Annotated in this window: 19 protein-coding genes and 1 tRNA gene; 13 read left to right on the top strand and 7 right to left on the bottom strand. The window is 62.3% G+C overall.

Features of this window, described 5'->3' with window-relative positions:
- Positions 1 to 7: 7 nt before the first annotated feature.
- Positions 8 to 1,774: an alpha/beta fold hydrolase gene (locus ACVZUB_RS21265; RefSeq protein ID WP_063316801.1), complete on the bottom strand. Its 1,767-nt coding sequence runs from the start codon at positions 1,772 to 1,774 to the stop codon at positions 8 to 10.
- A gap of 116 nt (positions 1,775 to 1,890) precedes the next feature.
- Between ACVZUB_RS21265 and ACVZUB_RS21260 the strand changes: the two genes are divergently transcribed.
- Positions 1,891 to 3,027, top strand: coding sequence for a glycosyltransferase (locus ACVZUB_RS21260; protein ID WP_482627737.1), 1,137 nt, complete (start codon positions 1,891 to 1,893; stop codon positions 3,025 to 3,027).
- On the opposite strand, the gene efeB is transcribed toward ACVZUB_RS21260, so the two are convergent.
- Genes efeB through efeU form a run of 3 tightly spaced genes read right to left on the bottom strand, consistent with a single transcriptional unit; the run spans position 3,000 to position 6,328 of the window.
- A complete protein-coding gene (gene efeB / locus ACVZUB_RS21255; protein WP_063316802.1) occupies positions 3,000 to 4,280 on the bottom strand; it encodes an iron uptake transporter deferrochelatase/peroxidase subunit in 1,281 nt (426 codons plus the stop codon). The two genes, ACVZUB_RS21260 and efeB, sit on opposite strands and share 28 nt — an antisense overlap.
- Positions 4,281 to 5,411, bottom strand: a complete 1,131-nt coding sequence (gene efeO / locus ACVZUB_RS21250; RefSeq protein WP_482627736.1) for an iron uptake system protein EfeO — start codon at positions 5,409 to 5,411, stop codon at positions 4,281 to 4,283.
- 14 nt (positions 5,412 to 5,425) lie between these two features.
- Positions 5,426 to 6,328 (bottom strand): iron uptake transporter permease EfeU, encoded by a 903-nt coding sequence (efeU, locus tag ACVZUB_RS21245; RefSeq protein WP_482628546.1) that lies wholly within the window; start codon positions 6,326 to 6,328, stop codon positions 5,426 to 5,428.
- Between the two features lie 140 nt (positions 6,329 to 6,468).
- On the opposite strand from efeU, the gene ACVZUB_RS21240 reads away from it, so the two are divergent.
- From ACVZUB_RS21240 to ACVZUB_RS21215, 6 genes are all read left to right on the top strand, one after another.
- Positions 6,469 to 7,281 carry a lytic transglycosylase domain-containing protein gene (locus tag ACVZUB_RS21240; RefSeq protein WP_482627735.1) on the top strand — a complete coding sequence of 271 codons (813 nt, stop codon included), beginning with the start codon at positions 6,469 to 6,471 and terminating at the stop codon, positions 7,279 to 7,281.
- Between the two features lie 214 nt (positions 7,282 to 7,495).
- A complete protein-coding gene (eno, locus tag ACVZUB_RS21235) occupies positions 7,496 to 8,782 on the top strand; it encodes a phosphopyruvate hydratase (protein WP_003946309.1) in 1,287 nt (428 codons plus the stop codon).
- Between the two features lie 176 nt (positions 8,783 to 8,958).
- Positions 8,959 to 9,528, top strand: coding sequence for an FtsB family cell division protein (locus ACVZUB_RS21230; RefSeq protein ID WP_019744627.1), 570 nt, complete (start codon positions 8,959 to 8,961; stop codon positions 9,526 to 9,528).
- Positions 9,525 to 10,070 (top strand): DUF501 domain-containing protein, encoded by a 546-nt coding sequence (locus ACVZUB_RS21225; RefSeq protein WP_003946286.1) that lies wholly within the window; start codon positions 9,525 to 9,527, stop codon positions 10,068 to 10,070. Before ACVZUB_RS21230 ends, ACVZUB_RS21225 begins: the two co-directional genes overlap by 4 nt.
- Positions 10,067 to 11,032 carry a Ppx/GppA phosphatase family protein gene (locus ACVZUB_RS21220; protein ID WP_073512635.1) on the top strand — a complete coding sequence of 322 codons (966 nt, stop codon included), beginning with the start codon at positions 10,067 to 10,069 and terminating at the stop codon, positions 11,030 to 11,032. Before ACVZUB_RS21225 ends, ACVZUB_RS21220 begins: the two co-directional genes overlap by 4 nt.
- Positions 11,033 to 11,066: 34 nt before the next feature.
- Positions 11,067 to 11,143, top strand: a tRNA-Leu gene (locus ACVZUB_RS21215).
- A 93-nt stretch (positions 11,144 to 11,236) separates the two neighbouring features.
- On the opposite strand, the gene ACVZUB_RS21210 is transcribed toward ACVZUB_RS21215, so the two are convergent.
- The 3 genes from ACVZUB_RS21210 to ACVZUB_RS21200 form a co-directional block, all read right to left on the bottom strand.
- On the bottom strand, positions 11,237 to 11,923 hold the full coding sequence (locus tag ACVZUB_RS21210) for a DUF8020 domain-containing protein (RefSeq protein ID WP_482627734.1): 687 nt from the start codon (positions 11,921 to 11,923) through the stop codon (positions 11,237 to 11,239).
- A gap of 944 nt (positions 11,924 to 12,867) precedes the next feature.
- A complete protein-coding gene (locus ACVZUB_RS21205) occupies positions 12,868 to 13,062 on the bottom strand; it encodes a hypothetical protein (RefSeq protein WP_007728824.1) in 195 nt (64 codons plus the stop codon).
- Positions 13,063 to 13,351: 289 nt separating this feature from the next.
- On the bottom strand, positions 13,352 to 14,029 hold the full coding sequence (locus ACVZUB_RS21200) for a TerD family protein (protein WP_007728823.1): 678 nt from the start codon (positions 14,027 to 14,029) through the stop codon (positions 13,352 to 13,354).
- Positions 14,030 to 14,325: 296 nt separating this feature from the next.
- Here ACVZUB_RS21200 and ACVZUB_RS21195 point away from each other — a divergent pair, with 296 nt between their 5' ends.
- The 6 genes from ACVZUB_RS21195 to ACVZUB_RS21170 all read left to right on the top strand — a co-directional run bounded on the left by ACVZUB_RS21195 (position 14,326) and on the right by ACVZUB_RS21170 (position 22,818).
- Positions 14,326 to 16,629: a putative bifunctional diguanylate cyclase/phosphodiesterase gene (locus tag ACVZUB_RS21195; RefSeq protein ID WP_233405558.1), complete on the top strand. Its 2,304-nt coding sequence runs from the start codon at positions 14,326 to 14,328 to the stop codon at positions 16,627 to 16,629.
- Complete coding sequence (locus ACVZUB_RS21190) at positions 16,622 to 19,012, top strand: putative bifunctional diguanylate cyclase/phosphodiesterase (RefSeq protein WP_482627733.1); 2,391 nt, start codon at positions 16,622 to 16,624, stop codon at positions 19,010 to 19,012. The genes ACVZUB_RS21195 and ACVZUB_RS21190 overlap by 8 nt, the downstream gene beginning before the upstream one ends.
- A gap of 46 nt (positions 19,013 to 19,058) precedes the next feature.
- The gene (locus ACVZUB_RS21185) at positions 19,059 to 19,910 is read left to right on the top strand and encodes an SDR family NAD(P)-dependent oxidoreductase (protein ID WP_436382453.1); all 852 of its coding nucleotides are present in this window, start codon (positions 19,059 to 19,061) and stop codon (positions 19,908 to 19,910) included.
- Positions 19,911 to 19,913: 3 nt separating this feature from the next.
- Positions 19,914 to 20,819 carry a TIGR03619 family F420-dependent LLM class oxidoreductase gene (locus ACVZUB_RS21180; RefSeq protein WP_050657062.1) on the top strand — a complete coding sequence of 302 codons (906 nt, stop codon included), beginning with the start codon at positions 19,914 to 19,916 and terminating at the stop codon, positions 20,817 to 20,819.
- A 68-nt stretch (positions 20,820 to 20,887) separates the two neighbouring features.
- Entirely contained in the window at positions 20,888 to 21,574 is a 687-nt protein-coding gene (locus ACVZUB_RS21175) for a nitroreductase (RefSeq protein WP_003943290.1), read from the top strand.
- A gap of 107 nt (positions 21,575 to 21,681) precedes the next feature.
- Positions 21,682 to 22,818 carry a class I SAM-dependent methyltransferase gene (locus ACVZUB_RS21170; protein ID WP_482627732.1) on the top strand — a complete coding sequence of 379 codons (1,137 nt, stop codon included), beginning with the start codon at positions 21,682 to 21,684 and terminating at the stop codon, positions 22,816 to 22,818.
- Positions 22,819 to 22,912 lie beyond the last annotated feature (94 nt).

Raw genomic sequence — 22,912 nt, 5'->3', positions numbered from 1 at the left:
GATGTGTTCACGCGATGAACCGGTTCGCATTCGCCGTGTCGGCCCGAGGGACCGTCGTAATTCCGAATGCTTTCGCTATCGAAGAAATCGCCTTTGTTTGCACGATATTTCGGAGGTCACGATGGTAGGACGGGTGATCGCCGACCGGTGGCATGATCGCGTCGAACGTTTGTCCTCGGTGAGTCATCCGGGCAACGCCTTCGGGTCCGCGTTGCTGATTGAACCATGCGGCGTCCGCGGGGGAGAGGATGACGGTGGTATCCACCCCACGCTTGCAGAGTGCCTCCAGCATTACCTCAGGAACCTGCGTGATTCCCCTGATTCCCAGAAGCTTCCACGCTGGATAGGGGAGACGGGACTGCAGTACGCCTTTCACCCGTCCGCGGAGGGGAAGTTTCGTGGTTTCGGCACCTGGATCGATTCGAGGAGCCTCCGGCAAGACAGCATCCATCAGGGACTTCTTGCGCCTCACCGACCACAAGATCATGTTTACGAGTATTGTCGATCTCGCACCCATCTGGAGCGCCATGGACGCTGAGGTCCATGCCCCCGAACACAATCCGGTCATCACGAGGTTTCTCGGATCTGCGCCGAGTGCGGCAACGGCAGTGCGTGCGTCCTCGTCTGCCGCGTGTGAATAGACCGACGTCGGATTGTCGGCGTCGATCGGACCCGAGTCGCCGACCCCTCGTCGGTCGAATCGGAGACTCGTGACCGAGAGAGCCGCGGCCTCACGAGCGATGGTCACCCACGAGCGGCCAGGCCCGACTCGATGCTCGATTGCAGTAGTGAAGAACAGTAGTCCGCGCTCGGGAGGCGCATCGGTGGTCGATATGTTGCCTGCCTCGGATTCGGGAGAAGTTGCGGGATGCGTGCGGATCGCGAAGAGCTCCTGAGCGCCGAATCGTTCCAACGTCTCGAACACCTCCTCGCCGACTTCGGTGACCGCGACGCGAGCTGTGGTGGTGATCGCGGGAGTGAACGCGGAGGAACTCGTGGGCGCGTGGCGATCCAACCACTGTGCGATTTCGCTGATGTGTGTGTAGGGGATGTCGACGTAGAAACTGGGAGGCGACGTGAACGCGTCGTGGTTCTCCAAGATCATCATCTCGGGATCAAGAGTTGCTGCGAGCCCGGCGACAGCTCTGCTGTCCAGTACCGAAGACTTCACGGCCAGAAGGGTGCGTGGACGTCCGAGAAATGGTCCGGTGATGCGGAGACGTGACAGTTGGTCGGCGCATTCGGGAGCCAGCACGCCACCCATGATCGACACACGTGAGTCGGCGGGATCGTCCTCTCCGACGCTGATCGCGTAGAACGCACGTTGTTCCCTGAGGTAGTTGCGGCCGGTCAGAATTGGGTCCCACAGGACTATCGAGTTGACGTGTCCGCACTCCTGCAATGCCGACGCTGCCAGGAGGGCCCCAACTCTCAGTCCGACGATGCTGACGGATTCCGCGCCCGCTCGTCGGACATAGTCCACAGCGCTGACGATGCTCTTCAGCCAGAGGGTGAGAGCGTCAGGATCGTCTTCGGCACCGGCCGAGTCGCCGACTCCCGCGTACTCGAAACGAAAAGCGGCCATACCCTGTGCCGCGAGTTTTTCGCCGAGAAGTCGCATGCCGCGATAGGTGTCGATGTGCTCCTTGCCCAGCGGGGGACACATGACCACGGCTTCTCGGACAGTTCCTGAAGAGGGCACGTGAACGAATCCGAGCAACGGCCTGTCTGCCGACCCGAACCACGTGGCCAGTTGAGTCTCGATGGTGATCACTCCGGTCAAGATCGGTTGCCTGTATGTTGCTAGTAAACATACCAGTAGTCTGTTTGATGCCGATCCGGCAATCTCTAGGTTTGTGAAGCGCCAAAAAAGCGCATAGGAGTCCGAAAATGTCAGGTGTACTCGTCCATGAATGGATAGAGCGTTCGGGCGGCGCAGAGAAGGTGCTGGACGAGTTCGTCAACTGTTATCCGGACGCTGACCTCTATTGTCTGTGGAACGATGCTCCCGGGCGTTACTCGACAACCGATGTCAACGAAAGTGTGCTCGCTGCAACGCCATTGCGTCGTAGCAAAGCGCTCTCATTGCCTGTCATGCCGTTCACCTGGCGAGGGTTGGAGAACCGCGGCTATGACTTCGCGCTGATCAGCTCCCACGTGTTTGCCCATCACGCAACATTCAGGGAGCAGTCTGCGCGATTCCGGAAATTCGTCTACGTGCACACCCCCGCCAGGTACGTGTGGAATCCCGAACTGGACGAGCGTGGAAACTCGCCACTCGCGAGGCTGGGATCACCCATTCTGCGCAAGATCGACCGCAAAAGAGCGTCGGAGGGAGCCTCGTTCGCAGCGAACAGTGTGTTCGTCAGTCGACGGGTTGAGCGAGCCTGGGGCGTGCAATCACGGGTCATCCACCCTCCGGTGGACGTCGACCGGATCTCCGCCGTCGAGGATTGGCGGTCCCGATTGAGCGAAAACGAAATTCAGCTACTATCCAGTTTTCCCTCGCCATTCGTTCTCGGTGCCTCGAGGTTCATTCCGTACAAGCGTTTGGACTGGGTGATCCGGGCAGCCGAGCGGGCCGGAACGGCTGCTGTCATCGCAGGGTCGGGCCCGGAAGAGGATCGGCTCCGCGCGATGGCTGACTCTGCGTCGGTTCCCGTTCGAATTGTTCGGCGCCCCTCGGATGCGTTGCTTTTTGCGCTGTATCAGCAGGCACTCGCATACGTCTTTCCGGCGATCGAAGACTTCGGAATCATGCCGGTGGAGGCAATGGCTGCGGGTGCGCGCGTGATTACGAACAGCATCGGGGGAGCTTCGGAAACCGTGACACCTGGTGTCGACGGACTCCATTTCCACGACGACAGTTGGGAATCGGTGGCCGAGTGCATCCGAGATGTCGCCGCAGTGGACGTGAATGGTGCCCGCTCGTACGAGAAGTACTCCGTGCGCAGATTTCGTTCCGAGATCGCAACCTGGACCGGTGTCCCGGTGTTCGGCTACGCGAACAGCGCGGAGCCCCAGTAGCTCCCGTCGGCGAGACCGCCGGGGCAAGCGAAGACCGCAGAACCGACGTGCTGGATGTATTCGTTCAGCGCATCGTGTCGTGAAAGGTTTTGCTGCATCGGAACAAACTGCTCGACCGGATTCCGGCAGTACGCAACGAAGAACAGTCCCGCGTCCAGGTGGCCGAAGCCATCGGAGCCGTCCGTGAAGTTGTATCCGCGGCGCAAGATCTGAATCCCACCGAGTTCCTCGGCAGAGGCCAGGCGCACGTGTGAATCCTCCGGGATGACGAAGTCGTGTCCCATTTTGGAATCGAGATCGAGCTCGTCGAACTCGTCCTTGCCACCGAGCGGCGCTCCGCTCCGTTTGGAGCGGCCGATGACAGCTTCCTGTTCCTTGAGTACTGCGCGATCCCACTGCTCGATCAGCATGCGGATTCGTCTGGCGACGAGGAATGATCCGCCCGCCATCCAGGCCTGATCGTCAGTGGGATCAACCCAGACGTGCTGGGCGAGTGCGTTTGGATCTTCCGCCTTGATGTTGGCTGTTCCGTCCTTGAACCCGAACAGATTTCGTGGCGTCGCCTGCGTCGTCGAGGTCGAGGATGTTCGTCCGAACCCGAGTTGCGACCATTTGACCGACGCGGTCCCGAACGCGACTCGCGCGAGGTTGCGGATCGCATGGACGGCAACCTGGGGATCGTTGGCGCACGCTTGGATGGCGATGTCGCCCCCGCTCCGATTCGGGTCGAGGTTGTCCGCACGGAAGTGGGGGAGATCGAGCAGGGCAGCAGGTTTCTTGTCTGCGAGCCCGAAACGGTCGTCGAAAAGTGACGGTCCGAATCCGATGGTCAGGGTGAGTTGCGACGGCGCGAGATCGAGTGCCTCACCCGTATCGCTCGGTGGTGCATACGGACCGTCGCCGGTCGCTCCGTCTTCGGTTGCTTCCTGACCCGCCGTCATTCGTTCGGCCATCGCCGTCCACGTCTGCAGCAGCGTGATCAGTTCGTCGCGCGACTTCGTCGTCACATCGAAAGCGACGAAGTGCATACGATCCTGGGCCGGCGTCGTGATGCCTGCCTGGTGCTCGCCGCGAAAGGCGACCACGTCTGCGTGATCGGCGCCGGAACTCTCGTCGGCGGTCACCCGCCCGATGACGGCACCGGCACCGGCCAGGACGGCGCCGGCCCCCACGGCGCCGAACAGTCGGCGCCGTGAGACTGCGTGCGGTGCTGCGTTTTCCGCAGCGGGTGTGCCTTCTGGTGAATCAGTCATCTACTGTCCCGCGACTACTTCCTGGACCTGGCTGACCTCGGCGGACAGTGCATCGATTTTACGCGAGAGTTCCTGACGCTGCGCCTCGGTGACGGTGTCGTAGTACACGAATCCGTCGCCGACCCGGAACTGCGCCAGCGCAGCGTCGAGGTCGGCGAATCGGTCAGCGATGCGCTGGGCGAGCTCGGGATCACGTTCCTGCAGAATCGGGTTCAGTGCCGCGATCGCCGCTTGCGAGCCGTCGACGTTGGCCTGGAAATCCCACAGGTCGGTGTGCGAGAAGATGTCTTCCTCGCCGGTGATCTTGGAAGTCGAGATCTCGTCGAGCAGTCCTTGGGCGTCGCCGGCGATCTTGGTTGGATCGATCGTGTAATCCTCGGCATTCAGCTGGTCGGCAAGATACTGAATGTCTTCGAGCAGTTGATCGGCGACCGCGTTGGTATCCGGCTGAAGCCCGGTCACCCACAAATCCTTCTCGAGGCGGTGGAATCCCGTCCAGACCTGACCGGGCTCCAGATCCGCTTCGCGCAGGTCCAGCTTGGGATCGAGTTCGCCGAAGCTCTCGGCTTCGGGTTCGATGCGCTCGTAGTAGGTACGTGCGATCGGGAAGAGTGCCTTCGCCTGGTCGACGTTGCCGGACTGGACGGCGGCGACGAACTGAGCTGCGGTGTCCTGCAGCGCGACGATCTGGCTGCGGATGTACCTCCGGTAGCCGTCGGCAGCTTCGGCGAGTTGGCCGCTCTCGTCGGTGGCCGCCTGCGAATCGCCCGTGACGACGAAGTCCTGACGGATGCCGGTTCCGACCATGCCCGGCTTGCACGCGAGTTGATAGGTCGCAGCCTCGGGGAGGGAGACGATCAGCTGCCGGGTAAGGCCGGGGCCGATGTTCTCGACTTCGCCCATCGCTCGATCGCCCTCGGCGAAGACGTAGAACTCGGTGACCTTGGAGCCGTTGTTCGTCACCTGGAAGGTCGACGTGCCGGTCGTCCCCGTCGTGGCGCTGACCTCACATGAGTCGTCGGTGGCGGTGACCGTGATGTCGCCGTCGTTCGCCGTCGTCTTCTCGGTGCACGCGGCGAGGGAGAAGGGAAGTACCGCAGCCGTGGCCAGTACGAGGGTGGATTTACGCATGTCGGCAATGCCTCTCAGGATTTTTCGGGAACGTGTGTGTCGTGCGCGGGCGGGGCCGTCGGCTCGGTTGGCTTCGACGGAAGGGGACGCAGGAAGAGTGCTAGGACGGCTACGAGGTAGACGAGCCATGCGACGGCTTGCAGGACGGTCGGGTCCGGGCGGAAGTTGAAGATTCCGGCGAGGACGGTGCCGTACCAGGTCGACGGGTCGTAGCCGGGTGTCAGGTTGAACGCGAGATTCGAACCGCCCGGCAGGACGTTTCCGGTCTGCAGAGCGCGAACACCGTACGAGAGGATTCCGGCGGCTACGACGATGAGGAAGATCGCCGTGTACCGGAAGAACGTCGTGAGGTTGAGACGGAGGGCGCCGAAGTACATGGCGACGGTCAAGACGGCGGCCAAGAGAATTCCGAGGAGCAGTCCGACCAGCGGCCAGGAGCTGCCGGCGGTGTTCTCTGCGTACCCCACCATGAGCAACGCTGTCTCGACGCCTTCACGACCGACCGCGAAGAATGCCAGCGACAAAATGGCGACGGGTCCGGCAATGAGCGCCTTTTCCATCCCCGCCTTGAGATCTCCGGAAATGTTCTTCGCTGCCGTACGCATCCACAGGACCATGATCGTGACGATGACGACGGCGATCAGGGAGGCAACGCCCGCGATGATCTCTGCGGTCAGGCCGTCGACCGTCGACGTTCCGTAGTGGATCGCGAAGAAGATGATCGCCACCATCGCGACGGCGATCGCGACGCCGAGCCACACCCATTTCAGTGCGTCCTTGCGCTGCGCCTTCACGAGGTAGGCGGCGAGAATCATCACCACGATGCCCGCTTCGAGGCCTTCGCGCAGACCGATCAGGCCACTGCCGAATAACTGGGTGGCAACTGATGGTGTGCTCGCGGCAGCGAGTACCGACACGGGCACGGGCGACTCCTGACAGGAAGGGTGTAACAGCTTCGGACAAGTTCGTGAGGCTAGGCCAGCCTTAACTCAGAAGAAGATACTCCATCATCGACGGCGAACCATGCCCTCACCTGTACTTTTGCTGTTCTTTACCAATGGATTCGGGAGTAGTTCGTTCACATGTGGATGATGGAAGGGTGTACCGAACCCCCGCTGACCGCAGAAGTCCCCGGCGTCTCTCGCGAGCCGTAGCAGCAGTAGCTGCCGGAACGGCTTTGCTGGGCGCAGGCGTAGTGGCTTGCGGATCGAACGAACCGAAAGTGGCCATTCCGGAGGGAATACCCCCAGGTACCGGCGCTCCGACGCCGCCGATCGACATCGATGCTCCCGGCCGCAGTGCTGATCAACTCGCCGACTGGGCAGCGGGATTGTCGGACGACATCGGGATCGGGACGACGGCACTCGAGGCCTACGGGTACGCCGCTGCGGTCATGGCCGAGACGCTTCCCGGCTGCGGAATCGGGTGGACAACTTTGGCCGGTATCGGCAGCGTCGAGAGCCGCCACGGGACCTACGACGGCTCGTCGGTCGACGCGTTCGGCCAGGTTGCTCCGATCATTCGGGGAATCCCTCTCGACGGTGGCCCGGGAGTTGCCGAGATCCCCGATACCGACGGCGGGGCGATGGACGGCGATCCAGTGCACGACCGTGCGATGGGGCCCATGCAGTTCATCCCCGAGACGTGGCTCAAATGGGGAGTCGACGCCAACGGCGACGGCCGGGTGGACCCCGACAACATCGACGACGCTGCCCTCACGGCCGCCCGCTACCTGTGTGCACGCGGGGGAGACCTCACTTCCGCTGCCGGATGGCAGCAGGCACTGATGGCGTACAACCTCTCGGGCGACTATCTCGCGCTCGTTCGTGATCGTGCGTCGGCGTATTCAGTCGGGGTACGGCCGGACTGACGGTGATCGATCCGCAGGTCGGACCCGTGACCGCGCGTCGATAAAGAAGCCTTCGGCCCGTGCGGTTAGGCTGTGTGCTGGCACTACAGAGGTGCTGGCACTGCAGAGGCCCAGCCGCGATCGTGGTCCTCTTTCGACCGGAGGGGTCGGAGCCCAAGTGTCAAGCACGCAGAGCGTGCCCCAATGCGAAGCCCATTCGAAGGAGAACCACACAGTGGCCAGTATTGAGCAGGTCGGAGCTCGCGAGATCCTTGATTCCCGTGGTAACCCCACGGTTGAGGTCGAGGTTCTGCTCGAAGACGGAAGTTTCGCCAGGGCTGCGGTGCCGTCCGGCGCTTCGACGGGTGAGCACGAAGCCGTCGAACTGCGCGACGGTGGCGCACGCTACGGCGGAAAGGGCGTCGAGAAGGCCGTGGAGGCTGTGCTCGGCGAGATCGCTCCTGCCATCATCGGCATCGACGCAACCGAGCAGCGCACGGTCGACCAGGCGCTGCTCGACGCGGACGGCACCCCGGACAAGTCGCGTCTCGGCGCAAACGCTCTGCTCGGTGCCTCGCTTGCCGTGGCTCGCGCCGCCGCCGAGTCCTCGGGCCTCGAGCTGTTCCGCTACGTCGGTGGCCCCAACGCTCACGTTCTCCCTGTCCCGATGATGAACATCCTCAACGGTGGCGCGCACGCAGACACCGGCGTCGACGTCCAGGAGTTCATGGTTGCTCCCATCGGCGCACCGAGCTTCAAGGAATCGCTGCGCTGGGGCGCCGAGGTCTACCACTCCCTGAAGTCGGTTCTCAAGGAGAAGGGCCTCTCCACCGGTCTCGGCGACGAAGGCGGATTCGCGCCCGACGTCGCAGGCACCAAGGAAGCACTCGACCTCATCACGATCGCCGTGAACAAGACCGGCCTCAAGCTGGGTACCGACGTCGCGCTCGCTCTCGACGTCGCTGCCACCGAGTTCTACACCGACGGCACCGGCTACAAGTTCGAGGGCAAGAACCGCACCGCGGCCGAGATGGCGGCGTTCTACGCCGAGCTCATCGACGCCTACCCGCTCGTTTCCATCGAGGATCCGCTCGACGAAGACGACTGGGACGGCTGGGTCGCACTCACCGATCAGATCGGCAACAAGATCCAGCTCGTCGGCGACGACCTCTTCGTCACCAACCCCGAGCGCCTCGAAGAAGGCATCGTCAAGGGTGCGGCCAACGCACTCCTGGTGAAGGTCAACCAGATCGGCACCCTGACCGAGACCCTCGATGCCGTCGATCTCGCTCACCGCAACGGCTACAAGACGATGATGAGCCACCGTTCCGGCGAGACCGAGGACACCACCATCGCCGACCTCGCGGTTGCCGTCGGCAGCGGCCAGATCAAGACCGGTGCTCCGGCACGCAGCGAGCGCGTTGCCAAGTACAACCAGCTGCTGCGCATCGAGGAAAACCTCGGCGACGCAGCACGTTACGCCGGCGAGGTTGCGTTCCCGCGCTTCGCTTTCGAGGCCTGACGGAAATCTAAGATTCAGTAGTGTCTGCACAGCGCGGTAAGCCACGATCCCCCGGCGGAAGTCCGGGGGGTCGTGGTTCCCGTCGTGGGGACACACCGTCGCGTGCGCGTCGGGACAGTGCCCGACGCCCACGCGTGTCGGAACCTTCGGTAGATCCGGAAGCAGTCGATTCCGCTGTGACAGACCCCGCGCAACCGGGGGTCTCCGCCGAGAAAGCGTCGGCGCGAGGGTCGAAGTCGGCCCGGGGGAAGAGCGGAACCAACAAGTTCTGGTCTCGGCTTCCGAAGTCGGACAACACCATTTTCGGCTTGTCCACCAGTCGGGCAGTTGTGCTCGCGATGGTTGTGCTCATGCTGGCGCTGACACTGGCAGTGCCGCTCCGTACTTACATCAGCCAGCGTTCGGATGCCGCGCAGGTGGCGGCGGAACGTCAGGTACTCGAGGAAGAGCTGCGAAAGCTGCAAGGGCAGAACGCGCGCTTCGACGACCCTGCGTACATCGAAGCTCTTGCACGAGAACGCCTTCGGTACGTCAAACCGGGCGAGACCCCGTTCCAGGTTCAGCTTCCCGGTGACTACAAGGAACCCGAGAAGAAGCAGGAAAAGGAAACACCGCTCACAGGTCCGTGGTATCGCGATCTGTGGCAAACGATTTCGGAACCGCCAGTGGTTCCCGAGACGACGACACCGGCCCCGATGCCGTTGGCGCCGATAGAGCCAGAAGAACAAGGAGTACCCACCGGGTGAGCAACACGTCCGAAAATTCCCCACAGGTTTCACAAGCGGATCTCGACGCCGTTGCCGCTCAATTGGGCCGTGAGCCACGCGGAGTGATCGAGATCGCGTACCGCAGCCCGGACGGTCAGCCGGGCGTGGTCAAGACCGCCCCCAAACTTCCGGACGGAACACCGTTCCCGACGTTGTACTACCTCACGGACCCGCGACTGACTGCCGAAGCGAGCCGTCAGGAATCCGCCGGCGTCATGCGTGAAATGACCGAACGCCTGACCCAGGATCCGGAACTTGCCGCGGCCTATCGACGGGCATACGAGTCGTACCTTGCCGAGCGGGACGCGATCGAATCTCTGGGAACCGACTTTGCCGGCGGTGGGATGCCGGATCGTGTCAAGTGCCTGCACGTGCTGATGGCACATTCGCTTGCCAAGGGACCCGGCGTCAATCCGCTCGGTGACGAGTCCGTCGCGTTGGCCGGTCACGGAAAGCTGCGCGGCACTGCAATTCCCGCGGACTGGCCTGGCATCGACGATGCCGACAACACCGACCGGTGACTCGCCGTGTCGCCGCAGTCGATTGCGGTACCAACTCCATTCGACTGCTGATCGCGGACGTCGGCGCCGACGGTCGTCTGGTGGATGTCCGGCGCGAGATGCGCGTCGTGCGACTCGGTCAAGGTGTTGATGCGACAGGGGCATTCGCGCCCGAGGCCATCGAACGCACCCGGGTCGCGCTGGTCGAGTACGCGTCGATGATCGCCGATGCCGGAGCAACCGCCGTTCGCATGGTCGCCACCTCGGCTACTCGCGACGCTGCGAATCGGGAAGACTTCTTCACGATGACGCGGGACGTGCTCGGCGCGGTGATTCCCGGATCCGGAGCAGAGGTCATCACCGGCGACGAAGAGGCGCGCCTCTCGTTCAGCGGTGCTGTGGGAGAACTTGATCCGTCCGAGGGCCCGTTCGTGGTCGTCGATCTTGGCGGCGGATCCACCGAAGTTGTCCTCGGCGACACGTCGGGCGTCCAGGCTGCGTACTCCACCGACATCGGCTGTGTGCGCGTCACGGAGCGGTGCTTACCGTCGGATCCGCCTACAGCAGAGCAGGTTTCCGAGGCGACGGCTTTCGCGACCGCGAAACTTGCCGAGGCGTTCGAGGCCGTACCCGTCGAGAAGGCGCACACGTGGGTGGGTGTCGCTGGAACCATGACGACGCTGGCCGCGATCGCGCAGGAACTTCCGGAGTACGACGCCGAGAAGGTGCACCTGTCGAGGATTTCGTTCAATCAACTGTTCGACGTGTGCGAGCGTCTCATTGCTATGCCTCGGGTTGATCGTGCTGCCTTCGGCCCGATGCATCCGGGGCGGGTGGACGTCATCGGCGGCGGAGCGATCATCACCACGGTGCTGGCTCAAGCGTTCGAAGCCAAAGCCGGGATCGCCGAACTGGTTGTCAGCGAACACGACATACTCGACGGCATCGCGATGTCGGTAGCTCAGACCGACCCGATAGTCTGATCCCTGCCGCACCCGACCCGTCGGGTGCGGCAAGGCCCCCATAGCCCAATTGGCAGAGGCAACGGACTTAAAATCCGTCAAGTGTCGGTTCGAGTCCGACTGGGGGCACCACGTAGATCCTCCTGCACATTGAATCGAAAAACCCCGCTCGTCCTCTTCGGGCGGGCGGGGCTTTCCGTGGAGCAGCGACTGACCACCACGTGGCTACTGAGCCCAGACGGTCGTCCCGGCAGGAGCATTCAGCGTGTTGACGAGATCGATGCCGGCTACGACAGCCGCGCCGCCGCCGCCGAGGATCGTTCCGGCGACACCGCCGATTCCGGCGCCTGTTGCGAGGCCACCCAGGCACAGTGCCGCGGCGACGGGGAGTCCGACGATGGTCAAGCCCAGCGGAGCGCCGACAGCGCAACCGATTCCGGCGCCGACGATGGTGCCGAGCAGGCTGCCGACCTGAGTGCCGAGGCCGAGTTGGCTCTGGAAGTGCGCAATCGCCCGATCATTCTCCTCGGGCGAGGCGACGGGCGTCCATTCCTTTGCCGCAGGCGCACTCTCGGGTCGAGGTGTTGCCTTCGCAGAATCGGTGATCGGTGTCAGCGTGAGGGTCTTACCGTCTTCACTGATCGTGCGATCGAAGGGGAACTGTAGATCCCCGAGGTTGTATGCGAGAGGCAGGGAAACAAGGTCGGCTCCCTTGCTGTCCTGCAAGACGACGGACTTGCCGTCGCTGGACACCTTGAACAGCCCGGCGTCGATGGTGGTGACGATCGACTTGTCGACGACCTTCGCTTCGTAATTCACGTCGGTCGACGGATCAGCTGATGCGATCCCTGTTGATGCTCCGACTGCAGCGACCGCTAGAGCAGTCACAGCCGCCTTCGTGAAGAAACCCATAGTTCAACCCCGTGTTCGCCTGCGTGTGCTCGCAGAAACTCGACAACTTCGGACATTGGTAAACCCCCGACAAAGCCTTCGTATTAAAGCAGACCGAAGTGACGGAAGGGATAGTTGCGCTCGGGCCGACCGGAAGCGGCCGGTGCAATCGAATGTGCAGCGTGCAGTACCAAGTTGTCGAACATGTGTGCGAAAATGTGGAGATGCGGTTGACCGAGCAATCCCCGGACTGCTGCCCCAACGGACACCGGCTCACGGCGAACACATGCCTTGTCGGTTGGGAGGTCTGCGGGTGTGCCTCGACGGAGAATGGCGGACACAGGACCCATTACTGCAGGCGATGTGGTGAAACTGTCCGGACGCCGGAGTGCGTCGGCGTGGATCCGCAGAAAAGTCGGTGGAGTTGAAGTGCTGTTACGTTGTGTTTCAAGGAGATTCGCGAGAGCCTCACCCGGCGGATCGGTGCCGGGTGAGGCTTGTGGATCAGGTAGGCGGGGCGACGGGTGCGTCGCTGCTTCCTCCCGAGCTCCCGCTCGACGAGCCGGTGCCGAACAGTAGACCGAAGAAGCCGGAGATTGCGCCGAAGAAATCGAACATGGGCGAGCCTTTCGCGAGGACGAATGCGGTCACGACAAGTGGCCGACTTGTGGTGGTGTTCAGAGAAGTTCCGTCGACATTGACGGCAAAGGCGTCGGACGAAGGCCGACTGCCGGATGAAATGTACGATTCGTCCCGGTTTGATACAAGTCTTTCCCGGGTAACAGTTACTTGAGGCTTAAATTATCGGCGGTGCCTGCCTGATCTGGGGTGCCCTGCCTGCTTGGGTGGGGCAACCAGGCAGGGCAGTGGTTGGCCGTCCCTCTCAATACCGACCTACGGCGAACCATCGGCGTTGAAACTACCCACAGTTCGTGACGTGCGCCACTTACGTACCGGTACCTTCGTTAGCCGAGGTCGGACGTTGCGGCGAAGGCGGTCGTCGACGTCCCCGCGGGGACGTGGTTCATCGAGAAATCGCGGTCCCGATCAGGGTTGACGACGCTTGCCAACAGGAGCATGGCGGCGACAAAGAGAACTCCTGCGGCGAGGTAGGCGATTCTCACGGGCAGGCGCGGGCGTCGATCTGAATTCGTGGACATTCACGTTCTCCATCGGTGCATGTTGGACGAACGCCTAGTTTAACGATCAACTAATGAAAGGGTGCGAACAGTGACGCAAGATACGAAAAGGCCCTCGATCTCGGGGGAAATCGAGGGCCTTTCCGGTCGAACGTCGGCGCCGCCAAGCACATAGCGTCACCGACCCACTATCGGTGTCGAGCGTGACCCCTCATGTCCGACCCCACTTCTCGACACTATCCAGTAACTTGCGACATTGTGGATGATTCGGACATTGTCATTCGGATGGGGGAGGCCTCGTCCGCAGCCCCTACTTTCGTCCGGCAGCCCATTTCATACCCCAGTTGTACGCACGGTCGAGATCGGACTGACTGCCGTTGATGTACTGCACTTCGCGCGTCACCGTCACGCCTTGACCTGAACTTTGGATGAGCGCGATCGCGCACAGTCGCTCCTGGTTGCTCGCGGAGTCGAGTCGCACTTCCACCTCCGGCCCGTTGGTGGGATACAAGGTGACGACGCCGTCCACGGCCGCCCAGTTGGGAGCGCCGTCGTAGATCATCGCGAAGATCAGGATTCGCCGGAAAGCGCTTGGATCACCAAGATTGACGTGCATGTTCTCGCCGCCGGTGTTCGCACCACTGCGGTCGTCGCCGTCGAGGGAGATGTAGGGCGGAGAAGTCAGTGAACCGAAACTGTTACCCAAGGCCTGAACTACTCCCTTGGACCCGTCGGCAAGTTCGTAGAGGCATCCGAGGTCCAGGTCGACCGCACCAGAGCCTGCGCCGGCGAGCTTGGCGAGAAAACCGGTCTTCTTCGGTGGTGCCCCCTGTGACCAGTTGAGGTTCACGCGCATATTGCCTTGTCGTTCACCCGCCTTCGCGAGGTTGACCGTCGGCGCCGATTTTGTGAGCGTGATCTTGCTCAGGCTGACCGGTGCTTGCGACGGAGTGGACTCGCCGGAACGTCGGGTGTAGTCGATTGCCATCGTGATAGTCCTTGTCTGAACTCGAATGAGTCCGATCGTGTTACCCGTCGAGGAATCTCCACCGACGTGATCGGCGACCTCCGGCCATTGTCCCTCATGTCTGATTTCAACCCATGGGCATCAAACTTGCGGCGCCAACTTGCGGCAGACCAGCAGTTTGCTGATTACTGTGTCTGTGGGCAGACGCGACTCCGAAATAGGGTGGACGCACTGGTTGACACGGCAAAGTCCAATTACGGAAGAATTGCTGAGTCGGACGTCCGATTCAATTGCGTCGTGGGAGCGGGAGGTAAGAGATGTCAGTCCTGTCTCTTCTTCAACCCCACCAGAGAGAAAGACTGACGCCCGCCCAGCGCGATGACGTCACTCGCGAGCAGATAGCCGTCACCTTCGGCGTGCTGCCATGGGCCGCTGCCGTCCACCTCGTCGTCACACTCGGGCTGACGTTGTATGTGATTCCGCCGGACAGCGGACTGTTACCAAGCCTGTGGCCATTTCTGTCCGGCGTGATCGGGTTGGTGGGGATGTGCGTGGGTCTCGCCATTCATTTCAACCTGATCACACCCACGTACCGGATGTCCTACGCGTTTCTCATCGTCGAATTTGCTGTAGTCGGGATCCTGTATTCCTCGCTCGCCCTGGTCCTGTACCCGATCCTGGACGATTCCGGCGATCTGATCCTGATAGCGGTCACCACATCGATCACCGGTGCCGGAGCCGTGGCCACCGCGATGTTGCGAGTGGTGGGGGTCACCTGGGTCCTGTCCAATCTGATAATCCTCGGGGTGGCATTCTGGCTTCAGCCGGGACCCGAGTTCGAACGAATTCTCATTGGAATGATCGCCTATGGCGCGGCTCTGATCGGCGGCACGATAGTGGTCTCGGGCAACCTGGAATCTCGCTATCGAGCTGAATTGAGCGCCGCGTCGGAACGATCGGTCGTGCAGATGCTTCTCGAAGACTTCGAAGGCAACGCCGGGGACTTCGTGTGGGAGACGGACCAGAAAGGCAAGTTCAACCGAATCCCGACGCGGCTCGCGGTCGAAGCGGGGCTGGACTCCACCGAGTTGCAGGGAACGGCGTGGCAGGACCTGTTCATGGAGTTGGGCACCCTACGGATCCCCGGCGGGATCGATGCGCTGATGGAGTTGCAGCAGGCCCGCCACACGAAGACCGCATTCGTCGACGTGCTCGTTCCGGTCCGAGTTCACGGTGAAATTCGGTGGTGGCAGATCTCCGGACGCCCGCGCCCCGGCCGTACACCCGACGAGTTCGTCTGGCGAGGAGTCGGTTCCGACGTCACGGAAGTAAAACTGCAGAGTGACGAGATCGTGCGGATGGGTCGTGTGGACGCACTCACCGGTATGCCGAACCGGCACAGCTTCTGGACCGAGCTCGAGCGACTGCTGCGCGAGCCGTACACAAGCGAAAGTGGTCTCGCGTTGGCCATGCTCGACCTCGACAACTTCAAGTCGGTCAACGACACACTGGGACACACCGTTGGCGACGCGGTTCTGCGAGAGGTCGCGGATCGCCTGTCCGAAGCCGGCGGGGTGTCACAGTTGTTCGCACGTCTGGGGGGAGACGAGTTCGCGGTTCTTTTCACCGATGTGGGTGACAGCTCACAAGTTCGTACTCTGCTCGGCCGCTACATCGAAACTCTGCACGAGCCGATCACAGTGGCCGGTACGCGGTTGGAGATCGGATGCAGCATCGGGTACTACCTCCCCGACGAGCTGCCGTCCTCCGCCGACGAGATGATGGGCGCTGCGGACCTGGCTTTGTTCGCGGCAAAGGAATCCGGGCGCGGGGCCGTACGTGAATATCGAGACTCGATGAAGTCCGTGGCCGATCGGCGGGCCCGCCTGCTCGAAGATCTGGGAAACACTGTCGCGGAGAAGGACCTCGAACTCGAGCTGTTGCCCAGGATCGACGTGGTTTCCCGCGAGATCGTGGCCGTGGAAGTCCGCGTGATCTGGCACAACGCCCGCCTCGGTGCCGTTACGTCCGCCGAATTCATGAGCGTCGCAGACGACACCGGTTTGGCGTACTCACTGGGGACTACCGTCTTCGAGTTGGCCTGCGAGGCGGCGTCCCGCCTTCCTGATCACCTGCGGGTAGCCGTCGCGGTATCGACGCGTCAGCTCGAATCGGATTCCTTTGTCGTCGCGATAGGGGACTCGCTTCGACGATCAGGTGTCAGTGCACATCAGCTCGAGCTCCAACTCAACGAATCATCGGCGATCACCGACGAGTCCAAGTTTGCGTTGCACGCCATCGCGGACATGGGAATCGCGCTGACCGTGGACGAGTTCGGCGCCGGATTCTCCTCGCTCGCATCACTGTCCGGCCTTCCGTTCACCCGAGTCCGGATAGAGCGCTCCATTTCGGGTGCAGTGCCTGGTGGACGGTCGATCCTCGAAGCTGTCGTGGATCTGGTCGACGCGTTGGGAATGGAGGTCGTCGTCTCGGGAGTCGACGGTGAGGAAGACTTGAAGTCCGTGGCCGCTGCAAGGGTGAGGACTGTTCAGGGATACATCGCCGGCGGAGCCATGTCGGTCGACGCGGTCGCAGCGGCGGTAGCAGGCCGACGTGGATGACCCGGCAGTACTCCGTAGGCGTCGTGTCGAGACGTCGGTGCGCAAACTCGGTCGCAGCGGCACGGAACAACACCTCTCGGATTACGATCGCCGTCGCCTACTCGATCGACGACTGCGGTTCACCGCGCGCGTACTGCCGTGGTCGTTTCTGACCGCAGCGGTTGCGTTGTCAGCGATCGTGGTGCTTCTACCGGTGGATTCCGGATGGTTCACCTTCGCCTGGTCGAGCGTCATGCTGTTGTCGAGCGCTGGATTCAGTGTGTATTGGCTCCGGCGCTCGCGTCTCGGCGTCTCCGAGTCCCAGACCACCGAACTGGTGGTACTCACAGTCGAAATCATTGTCTGGGGAGTGCTCCTGGCGTGCTTGGCTCTCGTTCTCTTTCCGATGCTCGATCCTCGTGACGAGTTGGTACTGAGCTCGACCTTGATCGGTGGGATCGCGGTCGGCGTGTTTCCCACCATGATGTTTCGCGGAATCACTGTGGTCTGGATCAGCCTGGTGGGAGTCGGGTTGGCCGGGGCGTTCTGGACGGAACCGGGCACATCGCGTTTCGTGCTGATCGGGGTGCTGGTCGTCTTTGTAGGTTCGCTCTACAGCGGAACTTTGCTGTTGGCCAAACTTTTCGAGAGACGGCTACGCGCCGAACTCATAGCCGAGGACGAACGAGATCTCGTCGAGTTGTTGCTCAACGATCTCGAAGACGGAGCACAGGATTGGCTCTGGGAGACCGATTCGCGCGGTATCGCCAGTACCGTGTCGTATCGATTCGCCGAGCAGGTCGGTTTGCCGGCAGCACAGATTCGGGGCCGCACAATGCACGAGATCCTGATCGGGATCGGCGTGTCCCGAACAGATGTGGGCAGGAAGTCCCTTGATCTCCTCGCCGCGAATTTTCAAGCCGGGACGGCGTTTCGGGACCTCACCATGCAGGTCGTCGTTCGGGGCGATACTCGCTGGTGGTCGATGTCAGGTCACCCGGGCAGTGGCGATGGGGCGACCTACGGGTGGCGCGGTGTCGGATCCGATATCACGCACTCGTATCACCAGCGCCAGAACATCTTGCGATTGGCAGAGATCGATTCGTTGACCGGTCTCAGAAATCGGTACAGCTTCAACGCTCAACTGTCTTCGCGGATTCGGGACGGACACAGGGTGTGGCTGGCAATTCTGGATCTGGACAACTTCAAGTCGATCAACGACCGGTTGGGACACCACATCGGAGACGACGTGCTTCGCGATGTTGCCGGCAGACTGCACAGCGTTCTGCGATCGAACGAGATCTGTGGCCGACTGGGGGGTGACGAGTTCGCCATCGCCTTCGACGACCTAGCCTTCGACGACATCGGGAGTGCAGATGAGGTGGAGAAGAGATTCCAAACGATTCTCGACTCATTCGAACGACCATTTTCACTGGTCGGCAACCAGATTCGCATTCGTGCCAGTCTGGGGTACGGCTCGATGCCCGACGACGCCGACAGCCTCGAAGACCTGGTGATTGTCGCGGACCTCGCGCTTTACCACGCAAAGGAGAGCGGTCGGAACCAGATTCGCGCCTTCGATGCGACTTTGCGGGATCGTGCGACGGGTAGGGCCAGGGCATTGTTGGATCTTCGTCGTGCGTTGATCGACGAAGAGTTCGAGTTGGTTTATCAGCCACAGGTCTCGGCCGCGACGGGAGTTGTTGTCGGGTTCGAGGCTCTGCTGCGGTGGAACCATCCGACTTCAGGTCTCGTCTCGCCGGGAGACTTCATTTCGGTCGCCGAGGAAACCGGCTTGATCGTGCCGATCGGTGCAGGTGTTCTGAGGGCTGCCTGCACGGCGGCGACAACGTGGCCGGAGGACATTCGGGTTGCCGTCAATGTTTCTCAGGTGCAACTGCGTTCGAGTCGATACGTCGACTCGGTACGCCGGACACTGATCGAGGTGAACCTCCACCCCAGCCGACTCGAGATCGAGGTGACCGAATCGTTGGTCATCGACGACGCCGACCGAGATGTGTTGGTACAGCTCTCGGCGCTCGGCATCGCCATTGCGATGGACGACTTCGGCACCGGGTTCTCCTCGGTTGCCAGCTTGGCCCGGCTGCCGCTCGATCGGTTGAAGATCGATCGGGCGTTCGTCGCACCGCTGGACGCGGATCCCTCGAATTCGAGGTTCGCTGTCTTGCGAGCCGTCATCGCGATTGCCAAGTCTCTGGGGCTGGACACCGTCGCCGAGGGCGTGGAGACGGAGAGGCAGCGCGCGATAGTGACCGAGTGCGGATGTGACGTGATCCAGGGGTACCTCGAGGGAATGCCGATACGGGCAGCCGAGATTCCGCACTATTTGAATGGGCGACTCGGCGGTTCGAGCAGGTGGGGTGTCGCGGCTACCACTGAGTGAGAACTTTGCGCCCGTTTTGCCGTTCGATGTGTGACGGTACGCCGAAGTGCTTCACATCGAACTGCAGAAGGGTGTGTTCGTGGTGGTCGGATCGGCGTACTCCCCAGGGCCGATGTTGGTGGGTAAGAAGGCAGTGGTCACAGGCGGTTCCCAGGGAATCGGCGCAGCGATTGTTCGAGCATTTGCATCGCATGGCGCGTCAGTTCTGGTTGTCGACGTGGCTCCTCTTGGCGACGTCGAATTCGACTCGGCTGCAGGTGGTTCGATCAACTATCTCGAGTACGACGTGCGGACGCGGGAAGTCCCCGTCGCGTTGACCGAGTTCGCCCCGGACGTCCTTGTGAACAATGTGGGTCATTTCCTGAACCCGCCGACAGAGTTCACCGGTACGGATCCCGATTTTTGGTCCGAGGCCGGCAGCATCAATTTCGATCACGTCGTGCGTCTGACCCATGCCCTGCTTCCCGGCTTGATCGACCGCGGTTTGGGTGGATCGATCGTGAACCTGACGACGGTGGAGGCGCATCGAGCGATCCCGGGCCACACGATGTACTCGGCATACAAGGCCGCGCTGACACAGTTCACCAGGAGCCTTGGTGTGGAGATCGGTCGAACCGGAGTGCGCGTCAACGCCATTGCCCCGGATCTGATCGAGTCGGTACAGGTGCCGTATCGCACGATCGTTCCCGCCGACGACTGGGACAAGTGGCCGGGGTGGGCACCGTTGGGCGGACCGGGCCAGCCGGTCGACATTGCCGGCCCCGCACTGTTCCTGGCTTCCGACCTGGCGAGATACATCACCGGAACCGTGATCCACGTCGACGGCGGCTCGCACGCTGCCGGAGGCTGGTTCCCCACAGAAGAGGGTGGCTGGACCAACCGGCCCCGAAAGGCTTGACACATGACAACTTTCAGTCTGAACGTTCCCAACTTCGGCACCACTCTCGCGGAGGACTCCTACGCGAAACTCGTGCAGGTCTGTCAGAACGCGGAAGCTGCCGGCTTCGACCGGGTCCTCGTCACCGATCACGTGGTGATGGGCTCGGACAACTCGGCGTACACGTGGTCGGCGTTCCCCACCGAGCCCGACGCCAACTGGCTCGAGCCGCTGACCGTCCTGGCTTTTGTTGCCGGACAGACGAAGACAATTCGCTTGGGGACCGGAATCGTCATCGCGGCGCTGCGCGGGGGAGCGGTACTGGCCAAGACGGCCGCGACACTCGATCTGCTCTCCGGGGGCCGACTCGACCTGGGCGTCGGAACCGGTTGGCAGGAACGTGAATACGAGGCGGCAGGTATGGACTTCGGTAAAAGGGGACCACTGCTCGACGACGCTCTCGCAGTGTGCCGGGCCCTGTGGAGTTCGGCGCCGGCGAGCATCGACACCCCTCGTCTGAAGTTCGACGACGTGTACTGCGCGCCCCGTCCGGCCGCTGGAATCCCGATCTGGGTGTCCGGTTCGCTCTCCAAGGCCGTTGTACGACGCGTCGCAACCTGGGGTGACGGGTGGATTCCGATCATGGGTGCCGCGGACGACGACCTACGTGAAGGGATCGACGTCATCGGCAAAGCGATGGCGGATCTCGGACGCGATCCAGCGGAATTGCAGGTCCGTGGGCGACTGACCGTCGTACGCGGGTCCGACGGTTCGATCGACCTCCCGGCGACGATGATCGGCGCCGAGCAGCTGCTCGAATCCGGTGCCACCGATGTGCTGGTTGCGCTGGCAGCAGTAGATCCGGATCCGGATGCGGCGATGGCAGAGTTCGGCGAGCTGGTGTCGGCCTTCGCAAAGGTGACCCGCTGACGATTGCGTCGAGGCGGTAGTTCTATCGTGCGAAGTGTTGTAGTGCAGCCTGATCGAGGAGAGAACACATGACCGAGAGCATCGTCGTGGATACGAGCCTGGAAGCGTTGCTCGACGCCCGGATCAGCTGCCGCGCCTACGAGGACCGTCAGGTGCCACGTGAGGTGATCGAGGAGATCCTTCGGCTGGCGCAGAAGACGCCGTCGTGGTGCAACACGCAACCGTGGCAGGTCGCGATCACCGAAGGGGAGGGCACCGAGCGATTCCGCGCCGGCCTCGGTGAGTACGTGATGGCCAACGCCCAGGAGTCGGACTTCGAGTTCCCGCGCGCGTACCAGGGCATCTACAAGTCGCGTCGGTTCGACTGCGCGATGGCGCTGTATTCGAGCGTCGGAATCGAGCACGGTGACCGCGCCGGATCCGCGGCACAGACGATGAAGAATTTCGAGCTCTTCGGCGCTCCTCACGTCGCGATCATCACCACCGACGAGGCATTGGGCACCTACGGCGCAGTCGACTGCGGGTTGTACGTGAACAGCTTCCTGCTCGCGGCCCAGAGTCTGGGGGTCGCCACCATCCCGCAGGCGGCGCTCGCGGGCAGCTCCAAGTTCATTCACGAGCATTTCGGTATCGACGACACTCGCAAGGTTGTCTGCGCGATCTCGTTCGGATACCCCGACGCCGACCACCCGGTGAACGGATTCCGCACCGAACGCGAAACCGTCGACAACGTCGTGCAGTGGATGTCGAACTGACAGGGATGTCGAACTGACAGGGATGTCGAACTGACAGGGATGTCGAACTGATCACCTGCTGGTCGGGGGATTGAGTGTTGCGTAGTTCCACCTGAAAGACTGGTGGCATGTCCGACACACCCGAACTGTTCGATCGTCTGCGCCGATTCCCCGATGTCGAGGCACCCAATCTCTTTGCCGTCGATGCGGCTGATCGTCTGATCCTCGACGAGGCCGCCGACGCTCTCGCCGCGGCACCGGCGGGCACCGTCGTCGTGATCGGCGATCACTACGGTGCGCTGACTGCCGGTGTTGCGCTCGTGCACGGAATCGCCGCCGTGCGCGTTCACCAGGATCCGCTCACCGGAGAGCTGGCCCTCGCGAACAATGCGCGCGAACTCGGATTCAGTGACGCCTTCACCTCGCACGGACTGGACGAGGAGTTGCTCAGCGGCGCCCGCGTCGTGCTCATGCAATTGCCGCGTAGCCTCGCCGAACTTGCCGAGATCGCCCAGCTGATCGCGCTTCACGCCGACCCGGCGGTTCGTGTCTTCGCCGGTGGGCGTGACAAGCACATCACCCCAGCGATGAACAAGGTTCTCGGCGAATCGTTTTCCGACGTCAGCGCCTCGCGTGGGCGTCAGAAGTCCCGCGTACTCAAGGCTTCGGAACCGAAGGCCGAGGTTGCTATCACGTTCCCGGTGACCGAACGCCTCGACGAATTCGACCTCGACGTCGTTGCTCACGGCGCAGTGTTTGCCGGTGCGAGCCTGGACATCGGCACCCGGTTGCTCCTGGAGAACCTCGGAAAGATTGCGGTCGATCCGCTGAGCGACGTGATCGATCTGGGTTGTGGCAGCGGCATTCTCGCGGCGGCGATCGCGCGGAAGTTCCCGGACGTGCACGTGATCGCAACGGATCAGTCCTCGGCAGCCGTCGCTTCGGCTCTGGCGACCACGTCCGCAAATGGCGTCGGCGATCGAGTGAGCGGCCTGCGCGACGACGCCGTGAGTTCGTTGCCCAGTGCGAGCGCGGATCTGGTTCTGTTGAACCCGCCGTTCCACGTCGGCGCGGCGGTCCACACCGGCGGAGCACTCAAGATGTTCGAAGCTGCCGGCCGTGTCCTGCGTCCCGGTGGCGAGTTGTGGACTGTTCACAACGCGCATCTGGGGTATCGCGAACCGTTGAAAGCCGCGGTGGGTCCGAGCGAGGCGATGGCGAAGAACGCGAAGTTCATCGTGATGAAGTCGGTCAAACCGTCCTAGTATCGAAAAGGGACGAGTGTCGAAGAGTGTTGATCTTCCGGAAATGCGCCGGGAACTACAACCGAAGCTTCGACGTTGTAAATTACGAGTGCTT

The organism is Rhodococcus sp. OS5 (assembly GCF_056837585.1).
The sequence above is the reverse complement of the archived record's forward strand: the minus strand, read 5'-3'. Positions and strand labels throughout refer to the sequence as shown.